Source organism: Kribbella yunnanensis (assembly GCF_039529655.1).
Taxonomy (GTDB): Bacteria; Actinomycetota; Actinomycetes; order Propionibacteriales; family Kribbellaceae; genus Kribbella; species Kribbella yunnanensis.
In genome coordinates, this window is sequence record NZ_BAAANF010000017.1 from 355,819 (window position 1) to 377,184 (window position 21,366).

Here is a 21,366-nt window from a genome sequence, read left to right on the forward strand (position 1 = left end):
GGACGTTGTGGCATTCGAACAACGTCTTCGCCACTGTCGGTGCCTTCGACACAATGACAACCTGTACGACGGCCTAGCTGCGGCCGAAGTCCTGCACCCAGCTTCCGGGGCCCCAGTCGGACTTGACGCGTCCGGGGTCGTAGCCGACGCCGAGCAGGTTGAACTTGCAGTTCAGGATGTTCGCCCGGTGGCCTTCGCTCTTCATCCAGGCAGCGACCACCTTCTGTGCGGTCGGGTACCCGGCCGCGATGTTCTCGCCCCAGCTGCCACCGTCGTACCCGGCGGCGCGCATCCGGTCGCCCGGGTCCTGGCCTTCGGGGTTGGTGTGGTCCATGTAGTGCCGGCGGACCATGTCGGAGGCGTGCCGGCCAGCTGCCTCGACGAGGGCGCTGTTCAGCCGCAGCGGGCCGCAGCCGTTCTGCTGGCGGACCTGGTTGGTCAGCTCAAGCACCTCGCGCTCCTGCGCGTTGGTACCGCCACCGTCGTTCGTGGGCGGCGGCTCAGGCGTGTTGCTCGGCGGCTTGCTGGTCGTGGTCTTCGTCGGGGTCGGCCGGGGCGGCGGCTTCGGCTTGCCCGGTTTCCCTTCGGTCGTCCGCGGCTTGCCCGGGGTGACAGTGACCGTGGTGACGCCGGTGGTCGGCGCGGTCGGCGTCGTCAGCGTGTTCGACGGTGTACCGGTCGGGGTGACTCCCGGCGTACCGGTAGTGCCCGGCGTCGAGGTCGTCGACGTGCCGTTCGCACCGGCGCCGATCACGGCGGTGGTGACCTTGCCGTTGGCCAGCGTCTTGGTGACGGTCTTCAGCGGGACGCTGTGCGCGCCGTCGACGAGTGAAGCACCGGAGTCGTCCCGGGTGTCCTCGGAGACGTTCAGTACCTTGGTCGCGTCGCTGACGGTCGAGTTGTCCCGCGACATCAGATAGATCACCGGGCCGATGGCAACGAGCACCGACAATGCGCTGACGATCGGGCCGACCAGGCCGCGTTTGTTCTTCTGCGCGCGTCGGGTACCGCGGTGCCGCCGGGGGGTTGGCGCATCCGTCATGGGTGGGCGAATCCTCTTCGTGTGCGTCGTGCCGAGTACTGCGTCGTTCCCCTCGGTCCTTCCAGGTCCCCCCTGGTTACCGAACAGCGACCTTAACCGATACGCCGGGTCACCGTTACAGTTCCGCGACCCGACTTAACGTTCTCCGAAGGTTGCGGTCAGCCACCGAAGTCCTGGACCCAGGATCCCTTGCCCCATTCAGGTTTCACCTGTCCCGAGGAGTAACCGACACCAAGCATTGTGTAGTCACAGTTCAGGATGTTGGCCCGGTGTCCCGGGCTGTTCATCCAGCCCTTAACGACCGCCGCCGGACTGGTGTAACCGACAGCGATGTTCTCGGCCATCGCGCCGCCCTGGAAGCCGGCGGCCTTCATCCGGGCGAACGGCGTCCGCCCGTCCTGGCTGTTGTGCGCGAAGTAGTGGTTGACCACCATGTCCGACGCATGCGCCTCGGCGGCCTTCGCCAACGCGCTGTTCGTCCGCAGTGCACCGCATCCGTTCTTCTTCCGCTCGGCGTTGGTCAACGTGAGCACCTGAGCCTCGGGACTACCGGAGGCAATCGTCGTGGTCGACTTCGTCGGCTTCGACGCCCGCGGGGTCGCGGTGTGGCTCGGCGTGGTGGTCGGCTTCCGCGTGCCTTCGCGACTCGGCGCCGTACTCGACCGGGTCGGTGTCGGCTTGACCGTTTTCGCGGGAGTCGGCGTGGGGGTGACAGACGCCGTACGGCGTGGTGTCGCGGACGGGCTCGTCGGCCGGATCGGGGTCGGGGTGACCGATGCGTCATCGACCGGCGTGGAGGCCGCAGTCAGCGGCTCCTCCTGGCTCGTCACCTTCTGACCGTCGACATCCCGCAGTACGAACCACCCGATCCCTGTGAGCACGACCAGCGCGGACAGGGAAGCGAGCAGTGGACCGGCCACACGGGAACGCCGCGACCGTCGGGGGTTCGTCATGGTGAGCAGCCTTGCCCACCCGATCGTTGCCTGACTCCTCTGGAGACCGGCCTTAACGGATGTCTGACAATCAGAACTGGTCTAGCAGCGTGCCGTGACGACGTCGGCAATGACCTTCCAGCCCAGGCTGCGGTACAGCCGGAGACCGTCGATCGATGCGATCAGGATGCCGCGCTTGGCGCCCTGGGCCGCGGCGGTCTCGACCAGGGAGGCCATCACCGCACTGCCGAGTCCACGCCGCCGGTGCGCCGGGTCGGTCTCGATCCGGTCCGCGACGGCATCCGGCCCGACGACCGCCATCCGGCCGCTCGACACGACTCCGCCGTGCAACGTGGCTCGGGTGATGATCAGGTCGTCCTCGAGCTCGGTGTGCAGCGCATAGCGCTCGTGCAGCTTGAGGGCAGGCTGCTCCGACAACTGGATCGTCATCAGCCAGTCCTGGTCGCGCTGCACCTCCAGACCGAGGTCCTCGAGCTGCTCGATCCGGGCTTCCTTGTCATCGGTGGCCAGGGTGATCCAGCCGGCCCCGCGACCGCCGGGCGCGGCCAAGGCCAGCTCGGCGGCTCGCTCGACCCGCTCGGGTTTGTCGTCCGCGTCCAGGACGACGTACTCCATGGCGCGGTTCTCCTCACCCGCGCGGACGGTCAATATGCCGTCCAGATCATCCTCAACCGTCGTCCAGCCCCTCGAGACGGACCACCCGGCCTGCCAGCGGCGGACGAGCTCCTCACGATCTCTCACCAGTCGATTCAACCAGCCGAATGCCGAGACGGCGAGGGGAACGGTGTCGCATGACACAAACTCGCCGTCCCGGACCGGTCACGGACGGGGGTCGGTGGGCAGTAGATCGAAGATGTAGTCGTCGTCCCAGCGCCCGTCCCGGCCGGGTGCCCCGGCGCGCCCGATGCCGACCTTGTTGAAGCCGTTGGCCTCGGCAACATGGGCCGACGCGGTGTTCTCGACCGCGGCGAGCAGGGTCAACCGACGACGTCCGAGACCACCCTCCTCGACCGGTGTGAAGGCGTGTTCGATCACCAGCCGCACTGCCTTCGTCATCACGTTCTTGCCGCGGCCAGATGGGTGCATCCAGTACCCGATCTCGCCGGGTCGCGTGTTCAGCCGGTCGTTCATGCCGAAGATGCTGACGTTGCCGATCAGCTCGTCGGTGCCCGGATCCGCGATCACCCACGACACGCCTTCACCCGAAGCCCGTGCTTCGTTCCGGCTCTCGATGAAACCTTCCGCGTGGTGCAGCTCGTACGGCGACGGTAGGCCCGCCAGCCAGTACTGCGTCCGCTCGTCGCTACAGGCTTCCTGGACCCGCTTGGCGTCATCGGGCCGAGGCGCCCGCATGTGGAACGTGCCACCGTCGAACTCCGGTACCGTCCACCAGTTGCCCTGCGGCTCCAGTTCGTCATCGCGGCCGACGGTCGCCACCCATTCGTCGTACCGGACGCCGCGAGCCTGGGCAGCACCCGGTACGACGACCAGTCCGCGGAACCCGGCTTTCCAGGCGACCCGGCGTGAACCCCAGTTGCCGACGTGAGCCCGCCAGATCACCCGGTCCCAGTTCAGGTCGTCGAAGACGTGTCGCACGACCAGCTTGACCGCACGCGTCATCGCGCCGGCGCCGCGCGCCCACGGAGCGATCGCGAAACCGATCTCGCCGACACCACCGGCGATGTCGTGCAGGCTGATCGTGCCGGCGAACCGTCCGTCCACGTCGATCGCCCAGTGCCGCGAGCCGTTCTCGTCGCGCCAGCCGTTCGGGATCAGTTCGGTGAGGAAGGAGACGGCGTCGGCGTGCGAGTACGGCACCGGAATCGTGGTCCAGCGCTGCATGACCGGGTCCTGGCACATCTCGTAGACCGCGTCGGCGTCAGCAGGCGTGTGTGCACGCAAAGTGATCGAATCGGCGGTCAGCACGGGCACGTCGTCGGGGAATCGCATGCTTCAGGGTGACAAGCTGCCACCGCCGCGGCAACGTCATTTCCCTGACAGCACGCCGAACTCCGTTTAGTCTTGGCACGTGAATGCAGCCGGAGCGGAGCCGCAACGCGGCCGGGGTGGACAGCTGGCCGCGCAACGACAGGCCACAATCGTTGCCGAGGTCAACAGTCGCGGCGCGATCACAGTCGCCGAACTGGTCGAACGCTTCGGCGTGTCGGACATGACGATCCGGCGCGACCTGGACGCCCTCGACTCCAGCGGCCTCCTCCACAAGGTGCACGGCGGCGCGACCTCGGTCGGCCTCCGCAGCGCCCACGAGCCCGGGTTCGACGCCAAGCTCACCCAGGAGTCCGCCGCCAAACAAGCCATCGCCGCCGAAGCCGCCGGCCGCGTCCAACCCGACAGCGCCATCGGCATCGGCGCCGGTACGACGACCTACGCGCTCGCTAGGCAGTTGCTCCGGGTCGAGAACTTGACGGTTGTCACGAACTCCGCCCGCATCGCCGACGTCTTCCACGGCAACGCCCGCTCCGACCGAACCGTCGTACTGATCGGCGGCATCCGCACCCCATCGGACGCTTTGGTCGGCCCGATCGCGACCGCCGCCCTAGGCTCCCTACACCTAGACCTACTCTTCCTCGGCGCCCACGGCGTAGACGCCGAACACGGCCTCAGCACCCCGAACCTGATGGAAGCCGAAACCAACCGCTCCTTCATCGCCGCCAGCCGCGAAGTCGTAGTAGTAGCCGACCACACCAAGTGGGGCACCGTAGGCCTCAGCACCTTCGCCACCTGGGCCGACCTAGACGTCATAGTCACCGACGGCGGACTGTCAGCTGGCGCCCGCAAAGCCATGCGAGACACAGGCTGCGAACTAGTAATCACCTCCTGACCGGACCCGCATCACCGTCCAACCCCGGTTGGCGAGGCGCTCGCAGGCGTGCCAGTCGCTCACCAAGTGCACTTGGTGGGTGATGGCGGTCCACCCCTCGCTCCGAGCACGCGCGCTCCTACGTCGCGTGCTCCGCTCGTGCGCCCCACCCACCCCTCCCACGCGGCTACCGCCGCTTCCTGTCGAGAACACTTCCGCCGACCGCACATTCGCAACCGCCGCCGCTAAGCCCGCTCCTACGTCGCGTGCACGCGGCTTGCTGAACCGGATGGCGTGGGGACTGCGGCCCGGCATCGACCTGCGGATTCGGGCAATCGCGTTGCGGGGCAAGCGGGTTGATCCTCCCCGCAGGCGGACCGCCCCCACTCATCAACCCCCTGGCATCGGCGAGCTCCACGCTTGGAGCCACTCGAAAACCGCAGTTGATGAGTGGCGCACGTCCGCGCCACGCGCACATTGCGTCCGTTCGATTCAGGGACGGGCGATCCGAATCTCGAGGTCGGCCACCAATGCCGCGGTCAAGTCGGCCAACTGATCTGCCGTCAAGGTGACGCCGCGCAGCGAGCCGACACCTCGGACCGTCGCCAGTGAATTACCCCGCAGGTCGGATCCCCGCAGATCGCAATGATCCAGTTCCAGCCCCGACAATCGGCAGCCGTCGATGACAGCCTTGTCCCACCGACAGCCAACCAGGCTTGTTTCGCTCATCGAGCAGTTCACGAACCCCAGTGCACCGGCCGTCCGCACCGTGTCGAACGTCGCGTAGTCGAGCCTGCAGTCCCCGAAGATCACGTTCTCGCAGGCAACTCCGCTCAGCGACAGCCCGGACAGTTGGCAGCCCCGAAAATGCACCCGATCCAGCTTCCCGCCGTCCACCCTGGCCGACGACAGGTCCACCCCGTCGAACACGCTGCCGGACATCACCACGCCCTCCCAGAGCGCATCCGCCAGGCGCGTCCCGACAAACCTCGATCCGACGATCGTCACGTCCTCGAGTCGCAGCCGCGTCGCATCGATTCCACCGACAGCCGCCTCACGAATCGCTGCACCGGTAAGAGCGTCGACCTCGGTCAAGTCCATCTCGTCGATCACCGGCATCAGAGACCGCGCCTCGCGTACTTCCCGAATCTCCACTGCTCTCCCGAGACATCTGGCGGATCTACTTGTGCCGTGTCCAGTTGTCCCACGAAAGACGGTTGCCCCCACGTACACAACGGTGGGCGTGTCCTAAAGCGGCGCGTCGACCTACGCCACGCCGCGTGCACGCGACGTAGGAGCGGGCGTGCTCGGAGCGAGGGCTAGGCGCGCGCGAGTGTGCCCGCAGCGAGGGGGGATCGCTGCGGGCTGGGTGAGGGCGAGTTAGGAGTGCGCCTTCAGGGTGTATTGCGGGCCGAAGAGTTTTTCGGCTTGTTTGGGGCCGATGTTGCCGTCGGCGGCGGGGGTGCCGGGTTTGCACTTGTCGATTTGGATCTGCCACTTGGTGGCTTCGTTCTTGGTGTCGATGTCGTAGTTGCCGCTGACGGCGAGGGTTCGGCCGCTGACCAGTTTGATGTGGTTCAGGACGAATTGCAGGCGCTTCACACTGTCGGACTGTTTGACGCCGAACTTGAGCTTGTCCAGGAAGACATCGCCGCCGGCGAACGGGTTTCGCTCGGCTGGTTTGCCGGTGTAGACCTGGTCGGGCGGGAAGATGCAGATCTCGTTGGCTGCGGTGCCCTTCTTGGGGGCTTTTTCGTTCGCGCCGATGTTGATCAGGTAGTCGTAGCGGCTGTTGGCTGTGCGGTGGCCCCACATGGCTGCCAGGTGCAGGTGGGGGCCGGTGGCGTTGCCGGAGGAGCCGGACTTGCCGAGCGGGTCGCCGGCTTTGACTTGTTCGCCCTTCTTCACCTGCAACCCGGGCGACAGGTGCTGGTACAGCACGCTGGCCTTCTTGCCGGCGTGCCTGATGCCCAGCAGGACCCAGTTCGAATCTGCGCCCTGGACGCCCGGTTGCGGTTTGTTCGTCACGCCGTCGTTGCAGGCCAGGACGATACCGTCCTGGACCGCGAAGACCGTCGTACCGGTCGCCACCGGGTAGTCGAAGGCGGCGTGCTTACCGCCGCTGGAATAACGCCAACCGGTTCCTACCTTGAGTTTTCCGGCAGGCAAAGGCAGCGCCATCGCCCCCACCCCACTTCCCCCAAATTGTGCTTTCCCCTTAAGGGAAAAGTACGCCTGGAGGCAAGGGCTGCACAGTCCTCGAAGACAGTTCTGCACCTTGGGGCAGGAGGTCAATCAGTTGATTCTCGACGCACCGTCAGAAGGCGTTGCTGCGAGTGCACTGGGGGCCGCGAAACCCTTCTCTGCAAAGGCTTTCTCGATCGCAGACAGTACGGCGTCGGCCTCATCGGAAGCGGTCAGCGCGATGATGCAACCGCCGAAACCACCACCGGTCATCCGGGCGCCGACAGCACCTGCGGCGAGTGCGGTGTCGACGGCGACGTCGAGCTCCGGAACGGTGATCTCGAAGTCGTCGCGCAGCGATGCATGCGACGCGTTGAACAGCGGTCCGACGTCGCGCAGGCGGCCTGCCTTCATCAACGCGATCGCGTCCTCGGTCCGCTTGATCTCAGTCACTACGTGTCGGACGCGGCGACGATCCACCTCGTCATCGAGCTTCGCCAGCGCAGCATCCAGCTCATCAACAGAAACCGAACGCAGAGCCGGTACGCCGAGTTGGGCCGCCGCGCGTTCGCAGCTCTGCCGACGTGCGGCGTACTCACCGTCGGCGTGCCGATGCGGCGCCTTCACGTCGACCACGAGCAGCGTCAGCCCGTCAGCCGAAGGGTCGAACGGGATCTGATCCAACGAGCCGGAGCGGATGTCGAACGCCAGCGCGTGCCCGGCTGTGCAGCACATCGACGCGGTTTGGTCCATCAGGCCGACCGGCGCACCGACGTACTGGTTCTCGGCGCGCTGTGCGAGCCGCGCAACCTCGGCCGGCTCGACCTCGACCTCGGCCAGACCCAGCAAAGCAACAAACGTGGCACACAGCAGTGCCGCCGACGACGACAGGCCCGCGCCGGTCGGGACGTCGGAGTCGAAGAGCAGGTTCGCGCCGCCGATCGGGTAGCCCGACTCGCGCAGGACCCAGACCGCGCCGGCCGGGTACGCCGCCCAGCCGTCGACCGAGTGCGGCGCCAGCTCGTCAATTGCGAACTCGATGACCGCATCGTGCCCGACGGATGACACCGCGATCCGGCCGTCAGCTCGCGCCGAAGCGTGCACCACGACCTCAACCGGCAGGGCGATCGGGAGGACGACACCGTCGTTGTAGTCGGTGTGTTCGCCGATCAGGTTGACTCGTCCGGGAGCACGCCAGGAACCGTCCGGCGCCGTACCGAAGATATCCGCGAAGCTCACGAGCCAGTCACCTTCCGAAGAGTCTCGGCCACGTCTTCCGGACGGGTGTCGCTGATGAAAGCGCCCATCCCGGATTCCGAACCGGCCAGGTACTTGATCTTGTCGGCTGCCCGTCGGATGGACAGCACTTCCAGGTGAAGGTAGCCGAGTTCGCGGTCGATCCGGACCGGGGCCTGGTGCCAGGCGGCGATGTAGGGCAGCGGATCGCCGTACAGGTTGTCGAAACGGTTCAGTACGTCGAGGTAGAGCTGGACGAAGTCGTCGCGCTCACCGATTGAGAGGTCGTCGATCCCGGCCACCTGGCGGTGCGGGTACAGGTGCACCTCGACCGGCCAGCGGGCGGCCTCGGGGACGAACGCCGTCCAGTTGCCGTTCTCGGCGACGACCCGGGTGCCTTCCTTGCGTTCGGCGGCCAGGACGTCGGCGAACAGGTTGCTACCGGCAACTTCCTGGTGCTCGCGGGCGCGGGCCATCAGGGTCCGGATCCGGGGCGGGAGGAACGGGTAGCCGTAGATCTGGCCGTGCGGGTGGCTGAGCGTGACACCGATCTCGCGGCCGCGGTTCTCGAACGGGAAGACGTACTCGATGTCGTCGCGGGCGCTGAGGTCGGCGTTCCGGTCGGCCCAGGCGTCCACCACCAGCCGCGCCTGGCCCTGGGAGAGCTGGGTGAACGAGCTGTTGTGGTCGCTGGTGAAGCACAGCACCTCGGTCCGGCCGGGACCGGCGAACGACGGGAACCGGTTCTCGAAGACGGCCACGTTGTAGTCGTGGTCCGGGATCTCGGTCGGGTTGCCGGGCTTGCTGGCGCAGAGCGGGCACTGGTCCGCCGGCGGCAGGTAGGTGCGGGTGTTGCGGTGCGTCGCGTAGGTGATCACGTCACCGGTCAGCGGGTCGGTCCGCAGGTCGACCTGCGGCTGCGGAGCGGGCAGGCCACGGGTGTCCTCGAGCGGAACCCGGGCCGGCGTGTCGGCCGGGTCGTAGTAGATCAGCTCTCGGCCGTCGGACAGGTGGGTGTCCGTCCGGCGCGCACCACGGGGTGTCTTCACGCTAATCATCGTAAACCAACAAACTCGAACATGCATCGTGGTGCGTCCCACCGGTACGCTGAGGAGATGGACGACCACGCCCAACGCCCGCCCTCTCGACATACGACGAGAGGGCTTTAGGACCTCCCCGACATGAACGAAACGCTCCTCAATATCGTTTTGATCCTGGTCTTCGTGCTGATCGGCGGGGTGTTCGCCGCCGCCGAGATGGCACTGGTCTCCCTGCGCGAGTCGCAGGTGAAGGCACTCGCCCACCGCGGTAAGCGGGGCGAAACGGTGGCCCGGGTGGCCGCCAACCCGAACCGGTTCCTGTCCGCCGTACAGATCGGCGTGACGCTGATGGGCTTCCTGTCCGCCGCCTTCGGTGGCGCGACGCTGGCCGACGCCCTGTCGCCGCACCTGGTGGACCTCGGGCTGCCCGAGGGCGTGGCCGGGACGGTCGCGCTGGTCCTGATCACGGTGCTGATCTCGTATGTGTCGATCGTGATCGGTGAGCTCGCGGCCAAGCGGCTCGCCCTGCAGCGGGCCGAGACGTTCGCGCTCGGCCTCGCTCCGCTGGTGGACCGGATCGCCTCCGGCGCCCGCCCGGTGATCTGGCTGCTCTCGAAGTCCACCGACCTCGTGGTCCGCGCGCTCGGCGGTGATCCCAACGCGAACCGCGAGGTGATGACCGACGAGGAGCTGCGCGATGTCATCTCCGCGCACGAGTCGCTCGGTGAGGAGGAGCGGCGGATCGTCGACGACGTGTTCGAGGCGGGCAGCCGGCAACTGCGCGAGCTGATGCTGCCCCGGACCGAGGTCGACTTCGTGGATGCGGAGATGCCGGCGTACAAGGCGGTCAAGTTCGCCGCCGAGCGCCCGCACTCGCGGTACCCGGTGATGAACGGTTCGGCCGACGACATCGTCGGGTTCGTGCACGTCCGGGACCTGTTCGACCCGGCGGTGGCGTCGCGTTCGGTCCGGGTCGGCGACCTGGCGCGTGAGGTGCTGATGCTGCCGGACACCGCCAAGCTGCTGCCGACGCTGACCGAGATGCGTCGCCGCAGCACTCACCTCGCGATCGTCCTCGACGAGTACGGCGGTACGGCGGGCATCGTCACGCTCGAGGACCTCGTCGAGGAGTTGATCGGCGATATCAAGGACGAGTACGACGAGGAGTCCACCGAGACCACGCGGTTCCGCAGCGGCGACATGGAGGTCGACGGGTTGTTGAACCTGGACGACTTCGCGGACGAAACCGGCCTCGAATTGCCTGACGGGCCGTATGAGACGGTCGGCGGATTCCTCGCTGCCCAGCTCGGCAAGGTGCCCGCGGTCGGCGAGGAGGCCCAGGTCGACCACCACACACTGACCGTGACCGAGATGGACGGTCGCCGAGTCGCGCGGGTCCGCGTGCACCGGGTCAGACCGGCAGGGGAGCAACCGGTTCCGGACGAGGCGTCAGCGCCCGTCGCCGACTGAGGATTACGGCGCCACCGACGACGTACCCGAGACCCTGGAAGACCAGGAGCGGGATGATGCCGACCACCTCGCCGAGCAGGCCGGCGGCGGCGATACCGAGCAGGACGGTCACACCTTCGGCGGCCATGATGGCGCCGAAGATGCGGCCGCGGGTGCCGTCGGTGGTCAGGCGTTGGAGCGTGGTCATCATGCCGGCGATCGCGAAGGCGCCGGGCAGGCCGACGACGATCATGCAGGCGAAGGCCGGGATCAGGCTGTCCCAGAAGAGTGGGTAGCAGAACAGGGTGAGGTCGATCAGGCCGAAGAGGAGCGCGCCCACTCCCCACATAGTTGCTGCAGGCAACCGTGAGCCGACGGCGGCGGCGACCAGACCGCCGACGATGCCGCCGATTGCTTGTGAGGACACGATCAGGCCGTAGGCCTTGCCATCGCCGCCGAGCTCGGTGGAGACGAAGGGTGCGAAGAGGGTGCTCATCACGCCTTCGCCGAGCCCGGTCACCAGGCAGAACACGAACAGCAGCCGCATGCCGGATCCGCGGACGCAGAGCTTCAAGCCCTCGGTCCACTCCGCCTTCAGTCGGCGGATTGCGCCACCGGCGGCCTCGGCGATCTCGCGGATGCGTTCGGTCCGGTGTCGTACGGCCGAGAGCAGGGCGATCGCGAGTAGGAACGTGACTGCGTCGGCGATCGCGAGCAGTGTCAGACCGCCGGTCGCGGCGAGGACACCGCCGATCGCGGCGCCGATCAACCGGGCCAGGTCGTGGATCTGACTGTTCAACGCGTTGGCGGTGACGAGTTGTTTGGAGTCGACGAGAACCGGGATCAGTGACTGCTCGGCCGGTTGGAAGAACTGTTGCAAACACGCTTGGGCGAGCACTACGCCGTACACGATCCAGATGGTGCCGGCGCCGCGAACCGCTAGCAGGGGAAGGAGAACCGCGGCGTTGAGGAGGTTCGCCACGATCATCGTTTTGCGCTGATCCCAGCGGTCGACGAAGACGCCGGCGAGCGAGCCGAGCAGGACAGTCGGAGCGAACGACGCCAGGAGCAGACCGCCGGAGGCGAGGGTTGATCCGGTCAGCACGTAGATCTGGAAGGCGAGGCCGGTGCGGAGGAGCCAGTCGCCGGTCATGGAGATCAGGCCGGCGCTGAGCACCAACCGGTAGTCGCGCTGCCGCGCGAGGACGCCCCACAGGTCCTTCATTCCGTCTCCTCCGGGTCCACGGTGACGATCTGGGTGATGGAGACGTAGCGGCTGCCGACCGGGCGGGTCGACTGGTCGTCGATCGGGCGCTCCTCGACGTACCGCTCGACGAGGCTGTTGATCTGCTGGACGAGCTCAGCCAATTCGTCGCCGGTCAGGTAGATACCGCTGCGGCCGATCCCGGCGTGGTCGCGCCAAATCGGCTCCTCGTCGTTGCGTTGCTGCTGCCACTGAGCCAGCGACTCCAACGCCCGCTCAGCCAACAACTGCTCCAGTACGTCGGCCGCCGCCGCCCCCTCTGGTGTTCGGGCAGCATCCCGCCACGACTGCGAAGTCGACACCAACCGCCACGGCCGCTCGCGGTTGTCCTTCCCCGGCGCCGGTTCCACGAAGTCGTATTTCGCCAACTGCCGCAGATGATGCGAAGCCAGCGCGTGGCTGATCCCCAACCGCCGAGCCGCATCAGCCGCCGTCATCGGCCCTTCCCGCCCCAGCAAGCTCTGCAGATCCAGCCGCACCGGATGAGCCATCGCCCGAATAGCCAACGGATCATCCAGCAACCGAGTCCGCTTCTCCAAAGACATGCTTGGAATATCCGCCGTACCCGACCCTCATGTCAAGCCATTGCTTGGAATCCCCCACCCAAAGATGGGTCGCCTGCTCTTTGTGCACGGAAGCCAACTTTGTGTACCCACCGACCACTTCTGAGGCCTCGGAGTGGTTGGTGGGTTCTCAAAGTCGTGCTGCGTGGTTGAGGAGTGCCCAAAGGTGGGTCGGCTGCTCTTTGGGCGCGAGGTGCAACTTTGTGTATCCACCGACCACTTCTGAGGCCTCGGAGTGGTTGGTGGGTTCTCAAAGTTGAGCTGCGTGCACAAAGAGCAGCGGGGTGGTTGGGGAGCGGAGGGCTGCTCTTTGGGGGGAAGGAGGGGTGCGCTAGGCCCGCCTGGCGGTGGCTGGGCTGCGATTCAGCCGGTGTGGTCTCGGATCCATTCGAGGGCTGGTTCGGACTGGGTGAGGATCGTGGTGTGGTCGAGGTGGGGGTGGAGGTCGAGGGTGGGGAGGGCCAGGCGGCTGGCTAGCCAGCGGCTGTTGGCGGGCGGGACGACTACGTCGTCTAGGCCGTGACACAGCAGGACGGGACCGTCGACTGCGGTGAGGATGAATTCGGCGGGGAGGGTGCTGGCGAAGGTGACTACGGCTTCGACGCGGTCGCCGAGGAGGGCGGCGGTGCGGAGGGCCAAGGCGCCGCCTTCGGCGTGGCCCATCAGGGCGAAGCCTTCTACGCAGGCTGCGTCGACGACCGCGGCCAGGTCGGCGGCGGTGGTGGACGACGTGAGGTCGCAGGAGATCCAGCGGATGCCGAGCCACTCGCCGGCCTCGTAGAGGTCGTCGGTCGGGACGCCGAGCGTGACGACGGCCAGGCGGCCGTCGTCGCAGGGCGCGCTGTCGTAGACGTGCAGCGCGCGGCCGTCCGTCAGCCGGAGGTCGGTCTCGAACATGTCACTCACCTTAAGAAGAGGAAGCTGCCCAGGTGAGCGATACGTCGAAGCCGACCCTTTCGGCTCGACAGGTTGTCCCTAACTAACCAAGCGCGTGTGGTTCGCCTCATTCGCGAGCGCCGGGTCGAGGGCGCCGAGGGCCAGCCAGGTCGCGCCGCTCACACCGTCACGGGCAGTGAGGATCTCTCCGGAAAACTGCTCGTGAAAGGTCTCCCGGAGCAGGCGGCCGACCGGAGATTGTTCACCGGCGACACTGCCCGCGAGGATCAACGGGGTCGTGTCCTTCGTTGTCCTGATCCGGCCGACCGTCTCAATGAGCAGGTCGGCTGCGCGTTTCACCAAGGCGTGCGCGGTCTTGTCGCCTTGCTCGTACGACGAGACCACCGTGCGGGCCAGTTCGGCCATCAGTACCGGTGGACGGTTGTTCACCACCCGAATCACGTCGTTACGCACGATTTCGTACCCATCACGCTGCGCAAAGATCGCCGAATCGTGGCCCGGCAGCAAAGCCTGCAGGACCGATTCGCCGAGCAGCCCGAGTGGCTCCTCCAGATCGAACGCGAGCAGCACACTGCGAACGGCTTCGCGGCCCAGCCAGAAGCCGGAACCCTCGTCGCCGAGCAGCCAGCCGTGCCCGCCGGCGGTCCGGACCAGTCGGTGGTCCACGACGAGCCCGGCATTGCTTCCCGTGCCCGAAATCAGCACGTGTCCGTCCGGTTCCGGCGTACCGGATGCGAAAGCGACCTCCAGATCGCCGATGAACTGGGCCTCGGTGGCCAGCCCGGCACCGGACCAGGCCGCGTCGAACTGGGCCTTCACCTCCGGTACGGCGAGGGCCGAGCCGCCCGCGGCCCCGATCACGGCGGCCCCGACGCGGGCCGGGTCGAGCCCGGTCAGGGCGGTGTGAAGGGCCTGTCCGAAGTTGGCCGCGGCCGTCGTCGGGTGGCTGGTGGGGTTTCCGCCGGCAGCGGCCCCTCGGCCGACTACGTTGCCCTCAGAGTCGGCGATCACGATCCGGGTCGAGGTGCCACCGAGGTCACCGCCCAGGACCAGTGTCGAGGCTGGCATCAAGACCACTGAGTCCGCAGGTTCCGGCAGCGGGCGTTCAACCGACATACGCAATGCTCCAAACTGCTCGAAAGAGGCCTCAATGAACATCCATGGACAAGGTCACACAACGGTCCCGATCTGGGGGTCGTAGCGAGATGAGCCTTGACTTTAGCTGCCACTTGAGAAAAGTTCTGTCCAGCAAACCGCAAACTTGCGCAGTTGTCGGCATCAAGAGTGTCGCGATGAACAGATTGTTGAGGGGTGGGCCGGAAGATGGCCAGCAGTGACCAGGGCGGACCAGGGGAGAGCACCGCAGTGAGCGCGCAGAGTTTTGTTCACGCGCTGACTCCGATCCTCGCCGCCGTGACCGAGCAGATCGACGGCCCGATCCAGCAGGCGGCCGAACTGTTCGTCACCTCATTGCGCGCGAACGGCGTCATCCAGGCCTTCGGCTCCGGACACTCCGAAGCACTCGCGATGGAGATCGCCGGCCGCGCCGGCGGACTGATCGCCACGAACCGGATCGCGCTGCGCGACCTCGTCCTGCTCGGCGGCGAACCGGCCGAGCTGCTGCGCAGCGCCGAGCTCGAGCGCGACCCGTCGTACAGCCGCAAGCTCTACGAACTGTCCGCCGCCCGCGAAGGCGACGTGTTCGTCATCGCCTCCAACTCCGGCGTGAACGGCTCGATCGTCGAACTCGCCAACGTGGTCAAGGAAAACGGCCACCCGCTGATCGCGATCACCTCGCTGCAGCACACCGCCGGAGTGGACTCGCGCCACCCGTCCGGCAAGAAACTCATCGACTTCGCGGACGTCGTCCTGGACAACCAGGCTCCGTACGGCGACTCCGTGCTGGACCTGCCCGGGGGTGGCAAGGTCTGTGCCGTGTCTTCGATCACGGCGGCGCTGATCGCGCAAATGCTGGTCGCAGAGGTTCTGCGCCGGCTCACGGCGGCGGGTGAGACCCCTCCGGTCTACCTGTCCGCAAACATCCCGGGCGGCGACGAGCACAACAACGCCCTCGAAGCACAGTACGCCGGCCGGATCCGGCGTACTGCCTGAAACACTCTCGGAAGGCGGGACCCATGACCACTCCCAACCCTCTGTCGCGGCGGCTGTTCCTGCAGCGCGCGGCGGTCGGCACCCTGCTGGCCACTGGCGGCAGCACGCTGCTGGCAGCATGTGCCAGCGGTGGTGGCGACGAAAACACTGGCGGCGGCGGCGCCAGCAAGACGGCGGAGAACCCCTTCGGCGTCAAGGCCGAGGACCCGCTCGACGTCGTCATCTTCAAGGGCGGCTACGGCGACGACTACGCGAAGTTCCACGAGTCGCTGTACAAGGAGAAGTTCGCCGCTTCGGCGATCAAGCACACCGGCACCACCGAGATCACCCCGCAGCTGCAGCCGCGCTTCAACGGCGGCAACCCGCCGGACGTGATCGACAACTCCGGCGCCAAGCTGCTGCCGGTCTCGACGCTGGCCAGCACCAACCAGCTCGCCGACCTGACCCCGCTGTTCGACGCGGCGTCGATCGACGACCCGAACATCAAGGTCAAGGACTCCGTCGAGCCGATCACCCTCGAGGCGGCCGAGCTCAACGGCAAGCCGCTGATCCTGAACTACGTCCTGACGGTCTACGGCCTCTGGTACAACAAGGCGCTGTTCGAGAAGAACGGCTGGCAGCCGGCCAAGACCTGGGCCGAGTTCCTCACCCTGTGCGACACGATCCAGAAGGCCGGCATCGCGCCGCTGGCCCACCAGGGCAAGTACCCGTACTACATCGGTCAGGTCCTGCTGGACATGGCCGTCAAGCACGGTGGTGTCGAGGTCATCAAGGCCATCGACAGCCTGCAGCCGAACGCCTGGATGCACCCGTCGATCAAGGCCGCGGCCGAGGCGCTGCTCGAGCTGAAGAAGAAGGGCTACATCCTCAAGGGCACCGAGGGCCTGGACCACATCCAGTCCCAGACGGCCTGGAACCAGGGCAAGGCGGCCTTCATCCCGTCCGGTTCGTGGCTCGAGAACGAGCAGAAGCCGGTCGCGCCGAAGGACTTCCTCACCACGGTCACCTACACGCCGCTGCTCGACGGCGCCAAGCTCCCGGTCGACTGCACCGAGATCGCGGCCGGTGAGGGCTTCATCGTGCCGGAGAAGGCGAAGAACCGGGCCGGTGGCCTGGAGTACCTGCGCCTGATGCTGTCGAAGAAGGGCGCCGGCAAGTTCACCGAGCTGACCGGTTCGCCGACCGTCGTCAAGGGCGCCGCCGAGGGCCTGAAGCTGTCCCCGGGCGCCGAGTCGTCCAGCGCGCTGATCAAGTCCGGTGGCGAGAACAACTGGTCGACGTACTTCGCGACCTGGTACGCGCCGATGAACGACCCGCTGTACGCGATCGTCGGCGAGCTGGTGGCCGACCGGATCACGTCCGACGAGTTCCAGAAGCGGGCCCAGAAGCTGGCCGACGACACGGCCAAGGACCCGAAGACCGTCAAGCGCACCCGGAGCTGATGCTCCACCCCCGCCAGATGCTGGCGTGAGCCACTGGGGCATCCTCAAGGTTGAGGATGCCCCATCGGCTCGTAATCCCCTAGGAGAAAGATGCGGCACGGCAGCTACCGCTTCGTCGCGAGTTTCCTCGCGATCCCGCTCGCGTTGTACCTGATCTTCGTGATCTCGCCCTTCGGGCAGGCCTTCTACTACTCGTTGACGAACTGGACGGGCATCTCCCCGAAGTTCGACTTCGTCGGCCTGGACAACTTCAAGACCCTCGCGCACGACGCGACCTTCCGCACCGCGCTCGGTCACAACATCATCCTGCTGATCCTGATCCCGGTGATCGTGATCTTCCTGGCCCTGCTGTTCGCCTACCTGCTGAACGTCGGCGGCCGGTCGAACAGCGCCGGCGTCCAGGGTGTCCGCGGCAACGGCTTCTACAAGCTGGCGTTCTTCCTGCCGCAGGTGCTGTCGGTCCCGGTCATCGCGGTGATCTGGTCGGTGGTGATGACGTCTACCGACAACGGCCTGGCCAACACCGTCACCAAGAAGCTCGGACTCGGTACGTCGCAGTACCTGGCCAGCCCGGACATCGCCCTGTACTGCGTGATGTGGGTACTGATCTGGGGCAGCGTCGGGTTCTACCTGGTGATGTTCAACGCCGCCATGTCGGGCATCCCGAAGGACATCTTCGAGGCCGCGATCATCGACGGCGCGACCCGGTTCACGACGTTCTTCCGGATCACGCTGCCGCTGCTGTGGGACACCATCCAGACCGCCTGGGTCTACCTGGCCATCCTGGCCCTGGACGCCTACGCGCTGGTCGCCGTGATGACCGCCGGCCCGGGCGGGCCGGACAACTCCACCCAGGTGATGGCACTGCAGATCGCCGACAACGGCTTCAAGTTCGGCCGCTCCGGCTACGCCTCGGCGATGGGCGTCGTGCTGTTCTTCCTGACCTTGCTGATCGCCGCCGTCATGCTCCGGGCCACGCGCCGCGAGCGGATCGAATACTGAGGGCCGTCTCATGACTGTGAACATCGACGTCAAGGGCGAGACCGCCGACGCACCCGCACCGATCCAGCCGGCCGGACCCAAGGACCGCTCCTTCAGCCCCGTGAACGTGTTCTCGCACACGGTGCTGATCGGCTGGAGCGTCCTGGTCGTGGTCCCGTTCGTCTGGTCGCTGATCGCCTCGCTGAAGAGCACCGGCGAGATCTTCGGCGACAGCCCGTGGGCACTACCCAAGAAGCTGCTCTGGGGCAACTTCTCCAAGGCCTGGGAGAAGGGCGTCGGCGACTACCTCGGCAACAGCATCGTGGTCGTCGTCTTCGGCGTCCTCGGCACCATGCTGTTCGGCTCGATGGTGGCCTACGTCCTGGCCCGCTACGAGTTCCCCGGCAACCGCTTCATCTACTACCTGTTCGCGGCCGGGATGATGTTCCCGACGTTCCTCGCGATCGTCCCGCTGTTCTTCGTCGTCCAGAACTTCGGCATGATCTCGACGTACCAGGGCCTGATCCTGGTCTACATCGCGTACTCACTCCCGTTCACCGTGTTCTTCATGCACGCCTTCTTCCGAACGTTGCCCACCTCGATCGCCGAGGCCGCCCTGGTCGACGGCGCCGGCCACGCGACCACGTTCTTCCGCGTGATGCTCCCGATGGCCAAGCCCGGCCTGATCAGCGTCGGCATCTTCAACGTGCTCGGCCAGTGGAACCAGTTCGTGCTCCCGTCCTTCCTGTCCCCGGAGAAGCCGGTCCTGTCCCAGGGCATCGCCACCCTCCTGGGCAGCCAGCGCTACGAGAACGACTGGGGCACGCTGTTCGCAGCCCTGACCATCGCCATGGTCCCGGTCGTAGTCGTCTACCTGATCTTCTACCGCCAGGTCCAGGCCGGCCTGACCGGAGCGACCCTGAAGTAAGTACTCTGCCTGGATGCTGAAGCGGCGGACAGTTTTGCAAGGAGCGCTCGCCGGCGCCGTGCTGAGCGGATGCTCGACGGGTACGCCGGAGAGCGCTCCTACTGTTGATCCCGGGGCGTTGCCGCTTGAGGTGGTGGCGGGGGCTGAGTACGGCGGGTTTGCGGCGGCGGCTTATCGGAAGAAGTATCCGAATGCGACCGTGACGTCGGTGGTGGAGCCGTTGTTGCGGGACAAGGTGCTGACGCGGTTCCAGGCTGGTGGACCGCCGGACGTCGTACTGAATGTTGGTGACAAGGCACTGGAGCTGCCGCGGTTGGTGGCGCAGGGGCAGGTGGCGGATCTGCGGAGCGTGCTGGATGCGCCGGCTTGGGACAACGCGAAGGCTAAGGTCTCGGACGGGATTCTGCCGGGGATGCTGGAGTCCGGGCAGTACGACGGGACGCAGCGGACGATCAACTATGTCGCGACGGTGTACGGGCTCTGGTATTCGTCCGGTCTCTTTCAGCGGCGTGGTTGGGATGTGCCGCGGACGTGGCCGGAGTTGCTTGCCCTCGGCACCGAAATGAAGGGCGCCGGGCTGCCGGCATTCGTGTATCCCGGCAATCATCCGTACTACGTTCTCGAGTTGATCCTCACGTTGGCGGCGAAGACCGGCGGGCATGACGTGGTGAAGCGGATCGACAACCTGGAGGACGGCGCTTGGCGTGACTCCAGTGTCGTCCGGGCGATCTCTGCGGTTGGTGAGCTGGTGAAGCGGGGGCTGATGGCTCCGGGTAGTGCGAAGTTCGACCACATCGCCGCCCAGAAACGCTTCCTGGCAAGCAAAGCGGGGATGCTCCCGTGCGGGAACTGGCTCGAGAACGAGATGAAGACCTCGATCCCGGCCAACTTCGCGCTGACGATGTTCGCCGTACCGCCGCTGGACGGCTCACCAGCGCTTCCCCGCGGACTCCACGTCGCCGCGACCGCGCCGTACCTGGTGAGTGCGAAGGCCAAGAACAAGGCCGGTGGGCTGGAGTTCCTGCGCGCCGCGCTGTCGCGGGATGTCGCCGCGCAGGTGACGACGGAGGCCAATCAGCTCACAATCGTGCGTGGTGCGGCGGACGGACTGGAGATTGGTACGGCGTTGCGTTCCGCCCGCGATCTCCTCGGGGCGGCGGGGGATCAGGCGATCACGTGGTACTTCGACAGTTGGTACCCGGCGTTCGCGACCGCCGCAGCTGAGGCGACTGGCGAGTTCCTGGCCGGCGGCGTACCGGTGTCGGACTGGAGCGGGAAGATCCAGGTCGCGGCGGACGATCTGAAGAAGGACAAGGCAGTCACGAAGTATCACCGAGCGTGAATAGGTTAGGTTAGGGCAACCTAATCGAATCACTCCCTGTGAGGTTCCGATGCGCTTGCTGCGCCCGCTCGTGCTGCTCCTCGTTCCCCTGCTCGTCCTGACCGCCTGCGGTGCCGAAACCAAGGAACGCGCGGCGGCCGGCGGCGGCCAGACGCAGGGTGGTGCGGAGGCGGGGGCGTACCCCGTCACGATCAAGAACAAGTACGGCAACGCCGTGATCAAGGAGACGCCGAAGCGCGTCGTCGCGGTCGGTCTGGTCGAGCAGGACGCGCTGCTCGCGCTCGGCGTCGTACCGGTCGGGACCACCGAGTGGTTCGGCGAGAAGCCGGGCGCGATCTTCCCGTGGGCGAAGGACAAGCTGGGCTCGGCCACGGTGCCGACCGTGCTGAGCGACAAGGACGGCATCCAGTTCGAGAAGATCGCCGGGCTGGCGCCGGACCTGATCATCGGTCTGTACTCCGGGATGACGGCCGCCGACTACAAGAAGCTCGAGGCGATCGCCCCGACCGTGGCCCAGCCGGCTGACGGCAGCGCGGACTACAGCGTCACCTGGCAGACCGTCACCAAGACCGTCGGGCAGGCCGTCGGCAAGCCGAAGGCGGCCGCCGTGCTGGTGGCCGAGGTCGAGAGGAAGTTCGCCGACGCGCGCGCCGCGCACCCCGAGTTCCAGGGCAAGACCGGGCTGATGGCGTCGCCGTACGAGGGCTATTTCGTCTACGGACCGCAGGACCCGCGGGAGAAGCTGCTCACCGACCTCGGCTTCGTGCTGCCGGCCAACCTGGAGAAGGTCATCGGCGACAAGTTCGGTGCCAACATCAGCGCCGAGAAGATCGGCCTCCTCGACCAGCAGTTGCTGGTCTGGTTCCCGGAGAAGAACGGCACCGCCAAGCTCAAGGCCGACCCGCTCTACAAGAGCATGAAGGTCCGCACCGAGGGCCGCGACGTCTTCATCGAGGAAGACAACAACAGCGAGCTGTACGGCGCCACCAGCTTCGTCTCCGTCCTCAGCCTCTCAATCGTCCTCGACCAACTCGTCCCCAAGCTCTCCGCCGCCGTAGACGGCAACCCGGCCACCAACGCCTGATCGTCCATCACCCGGGGGTTATGACTGC

20 protein-coding genes are annotated in these 21,366 nt (G+C 66.6%); 8 read left to right on the forward strand and 12 right to left on the reverse strand.

Features of this window, described 5'->3' with window-relative positions:
* Positions 1 to 73: 73 nt before the first annotated feature.
* The 4 genes from ABD231_RS25100 to ABD231_RS25115 form a co-directional block, all read right to left on the reverse strand.
* Positions 74 to 1,042 (reverse strand): CAP domain-containing protein, encoded by a 969-nt coding sequence (locus tag ABD231_RS25100; RefSeq protein ID WP_344156742.1) that lies wholly within the window; start codon positions 1,040 to 1,042, stop codon positions 74 to 76.
* Between the two features lie 158 nt (positions 1,043 to 1,200).
* Positions 1,201 to 1,995 carry a CAP domain-containing protein gene (locus ABD231_RS25105; RefSeq protein ID WP_344156745.1) on the reverse strand — a complete coding sequence of 265 codons (795 nt, stop codon included), beginning with the start codon at positions 1,993 to 1,995 and terminating at the stop codon, positions 1,201 to 1,203.
* Between the two features lie 81 nt (positions 1,996 to 2,076).
* Entirely contained in the window at positions 2,077 to 2,736 is a 660-nt protein-coding gene (locus ABD231_RS25110) for a GNAT family N-acetyltransferase (RefSeq protein WP_132404878.1), read from the reverse strand.
* A 78-nt stretch (positions 2,737 to 2,814) separates the two neighbouring features.
* Positions 2,815 to 3,945, reverse strand: coding sequence for a GNAT family N-acetyltransferase (locus ABD231_RS25115; protein WP_344156750.1), 1,131 nt, complete (start codon positions 3,943 to 3,945; stop codon positions 2,815 to 2,817).
* 79 nt (positions 3,946 to 4,024) lie between these two features.
* On the opposite strand from ABD231_RS25115, the gene ABD231_RS25120 reads away from it, so the two are divergent.
* The gene (locus ABD231_RS25120; protein ID WP_344156753.1) at positions 4,025 to 4,837 is read left to right on the forward strand and encodes a DeoR/GlpR family DNA-binding transcription regulator; all 813 of its coding nucleotides are present in this window, start codon (positions 4,025 to 4,027) and stop codon (positions 4,835 to 4,837) included.
* Positions 4,838 to 5,308: 471 nt separating this feature from the next.
* Here the strand turns inward: ABD231_RS25120 and ABD231_RS25125 are convergent, their stop codons facing one another.
* The 4 genes from ABD231_RS25125 to galT form a co-directional block, all read right to left on the reverse strand.
* Positions 5,309 to 5,971, reverse strand: a complete 663-nt coding sequence (locus ABD231_RS25125) for a pentapeptide repeat-containing protein (protein WP_344156756.1) — start codon at positions 5,969 to 5,971, stop codon at positions 5,309 to 5,311.
* Between the two features lie 225 nt (positions 5,972 to 6,196).
* On the reverse strand, positions 6,197 to 6,997 hold the full coding sequence (locus ABD231_RS25130) for a M23 family metallopeptidase (RefSeq protein ID WP_344156759.1): 801 nt from the start codon (positions 6,995 to 6,997) through the stop codon (positions 6,197 to 6,199).
* 114 nt (positions 6,998 to 7,111) lie between these two features.
* Positions 7,112 to 8,239 carry a galactokinase gene (galK, locus tag ABD231_RS25135; protein WP_344156762.1) on the reverse strand — a complete coding sequence of 376 codons (1,128 nt, stop codon included), beginning with the start codon at positions 8,237 to 8,239 and terminating at the stop codon, positions 7,112 to 7,114.
* Entirely contained in the window at positions 8,236 to 9,285 is a 1,050-nt protein-coding gene (gene galT, locus ABD231_RS25140; protein WP_344156765.1) for a galactose-1-phosphate uridylyltransferase, read from the reverse strand. The genes galK and galT overlap by 4 nt, the downstream gene beginning before the upstream one ends.
* Before the next feature lie 132 nt (positions 9,286 to 9,417).
* On the opposite strand from galT, the gene ABD231_RS25145 reads away from it, so the two are divergent.
* The gene (locus tag ABD231_RS25145) at positions 9,418 to 10,746 is read left to right on the forward strand and encodes a hemolysin family protein (protein ID WP_344156768.1); all 1,329 of its coding nucleotides are present in this window, start codon (positions 9,418 to 9,420) and stop codon (positions 10,744 to 10,746) included.
* On the opposite strand, the gene ABD231_RS25150 is transcribed toward ABD231_RS25145, so the two are convergent.
* The 4 genes from ABD231_RS25150 to ABD231_RS25165 form a co-directional block, all read right to left on the reverse strand.
* Positions 10,688 to 11,950, reverse strand: a complete 1,263-nt coding sequence (locus ABD231_RS25150; RefSeq protein WP_344156771.1) for an MFS transporter — start codon at positions 11,948 to 11,950, stop codon at positions 10,688 to 10,690. The two genes, ABD231_RS25145 and ABD231_RS25150, sit on opposite strands and share 59 nt — an antisense overlap.
* A complete protein-coding gene (locus tag ABD231_RS25155) occupies positions 11,947 to 12,534 on the reverse strand; it encodes a helix-turn-helix domain-containing protein (RefSeq protein ID WP_344156774.1) in 588 nt (195 codons plus the stop codon). The genes ABD231_RS25150 and ABD231_RS25155 overlap by 4 nt, the downstream gene beginning before the upstream one ends.
* Positions 12,535 to 12,915: 381 nt before the next feature.
* Positions 12,916 to 13,449, reverse strand: coding sequence for an alpha/beta fold hydrolase (locus ABD231_RS25160; protein WP_344156776.1), 534 nt, complete (start codon positions 13,447 to 13,449; stop codon positions 12,916 to 12,918).
* Positions 13,450 to 13,527: 78 nt separating this feature from the next.
* Positions 13,528 to 14,517 (reverse strand): N-acetylglucosamine kinase, encoded by a 990-nt coding sequence (locus ABD231_RS25165; protein ID WP_344156779.1) that lies wholly within the window; start codon positions 14,515 to 14,517, stop codon positions 13,528 to 13,530.
* A gap of 255 nt (positions 14,518 to 14,772) precedes the next feature.
* Between ABD231_RS25165 and ABD231_RS25170 the strand changes: the two genes are divergently transcribed.
* The 6 genes from ABD231_RS25170 to ABD231_RS25195 all read left to right on the forward strand — a co-directional run bounded on the left by ABD231_RS25170 (position 14,773) and on the right by ABD231_RS25195 (position 21,338).
* A complete protein-coding gene (locus tag ABD231_RS25170; RefSeq protein ID WP_344156783.1) occupies positions 14,773 to 15,561 on the forward strand; it encodes a sugar isomerase domain-containing protein in 789 nt (262 codons plus the stop codon).
* 23 nt (positions 15,562 to 15,584) lie between these two features.
* Positions 15,585 to 17,003 carry an N-acetylglucosamine/diacetylchitobiose ABC transporter substrate-binding protein gene (gene ngcE / locus ABD231_RS25175; protein ID WP_344156786.1) on the forward strand — a complete coding sequence of 473 codons (1,419 nt, stop codon included), beginning with the start codon at positions 15,585 to 15,587 and terminating at the stop codon, positions 17,001 to 17,003.
* Between the two features lie 90 nt (positions 17,004 to 17,093).
* On the forward strand, positions 17,094 to 18,005 hold the full coding sequence (locus ABD231_RS25180; protein WP_344156789.1) for a carbohydrate ABC transporter permease: 912 nt from the start codon (positions 17,094 to 17,096) through the stop codon (positions 18,003 to 18,005).
* A 10-nt stretch (positions 18,006 to 18,015) separates the two neighbouring features.
* The gene (locus ABD231_RS25185; RefSeq protein ID WP_344156792.1) at positions 18,016 to 18,912 is read left to right on the forward strand and encodes a carbohydrate ABC transporter permease; all 897 of its coding nucleotides are present in this window, start codon (positions 18,016 to 18,018) and stop codon (positions 18,910 to 18,912) included.
* A 13-nt stretch (positions 18,913 to 18,925) separates the two neighbouring features.
* Entirely contained in the window at positions 18,926 to 20,254 is a 1,329-nt protein-coding gene (gene ngcE / locus ABD231_RS25190; protein WP_344156795.1) for an N-acetylglucosamine/diacetylchitobiose ABC transporter substrate-binding protein, read from the forward strand.
* A gap of 49 nt (positions 20,255 to 20,303) precedes the next feature.
* Positions 20,304 to 21,338: an iron-siderophore ABC transporter substrate-binding protein gene (locus ABD231_RS25195; RefSeq protein WP_344156798.1), complete on the forward strand. Its 1,035-nt coding sequence runs from the start codon at positions 20,304 to 20,306 to the stop codon at positions 21,336 to 21,338.
* Positions 21,339 to 21,366: the final 28 nt, after the last annotated feature.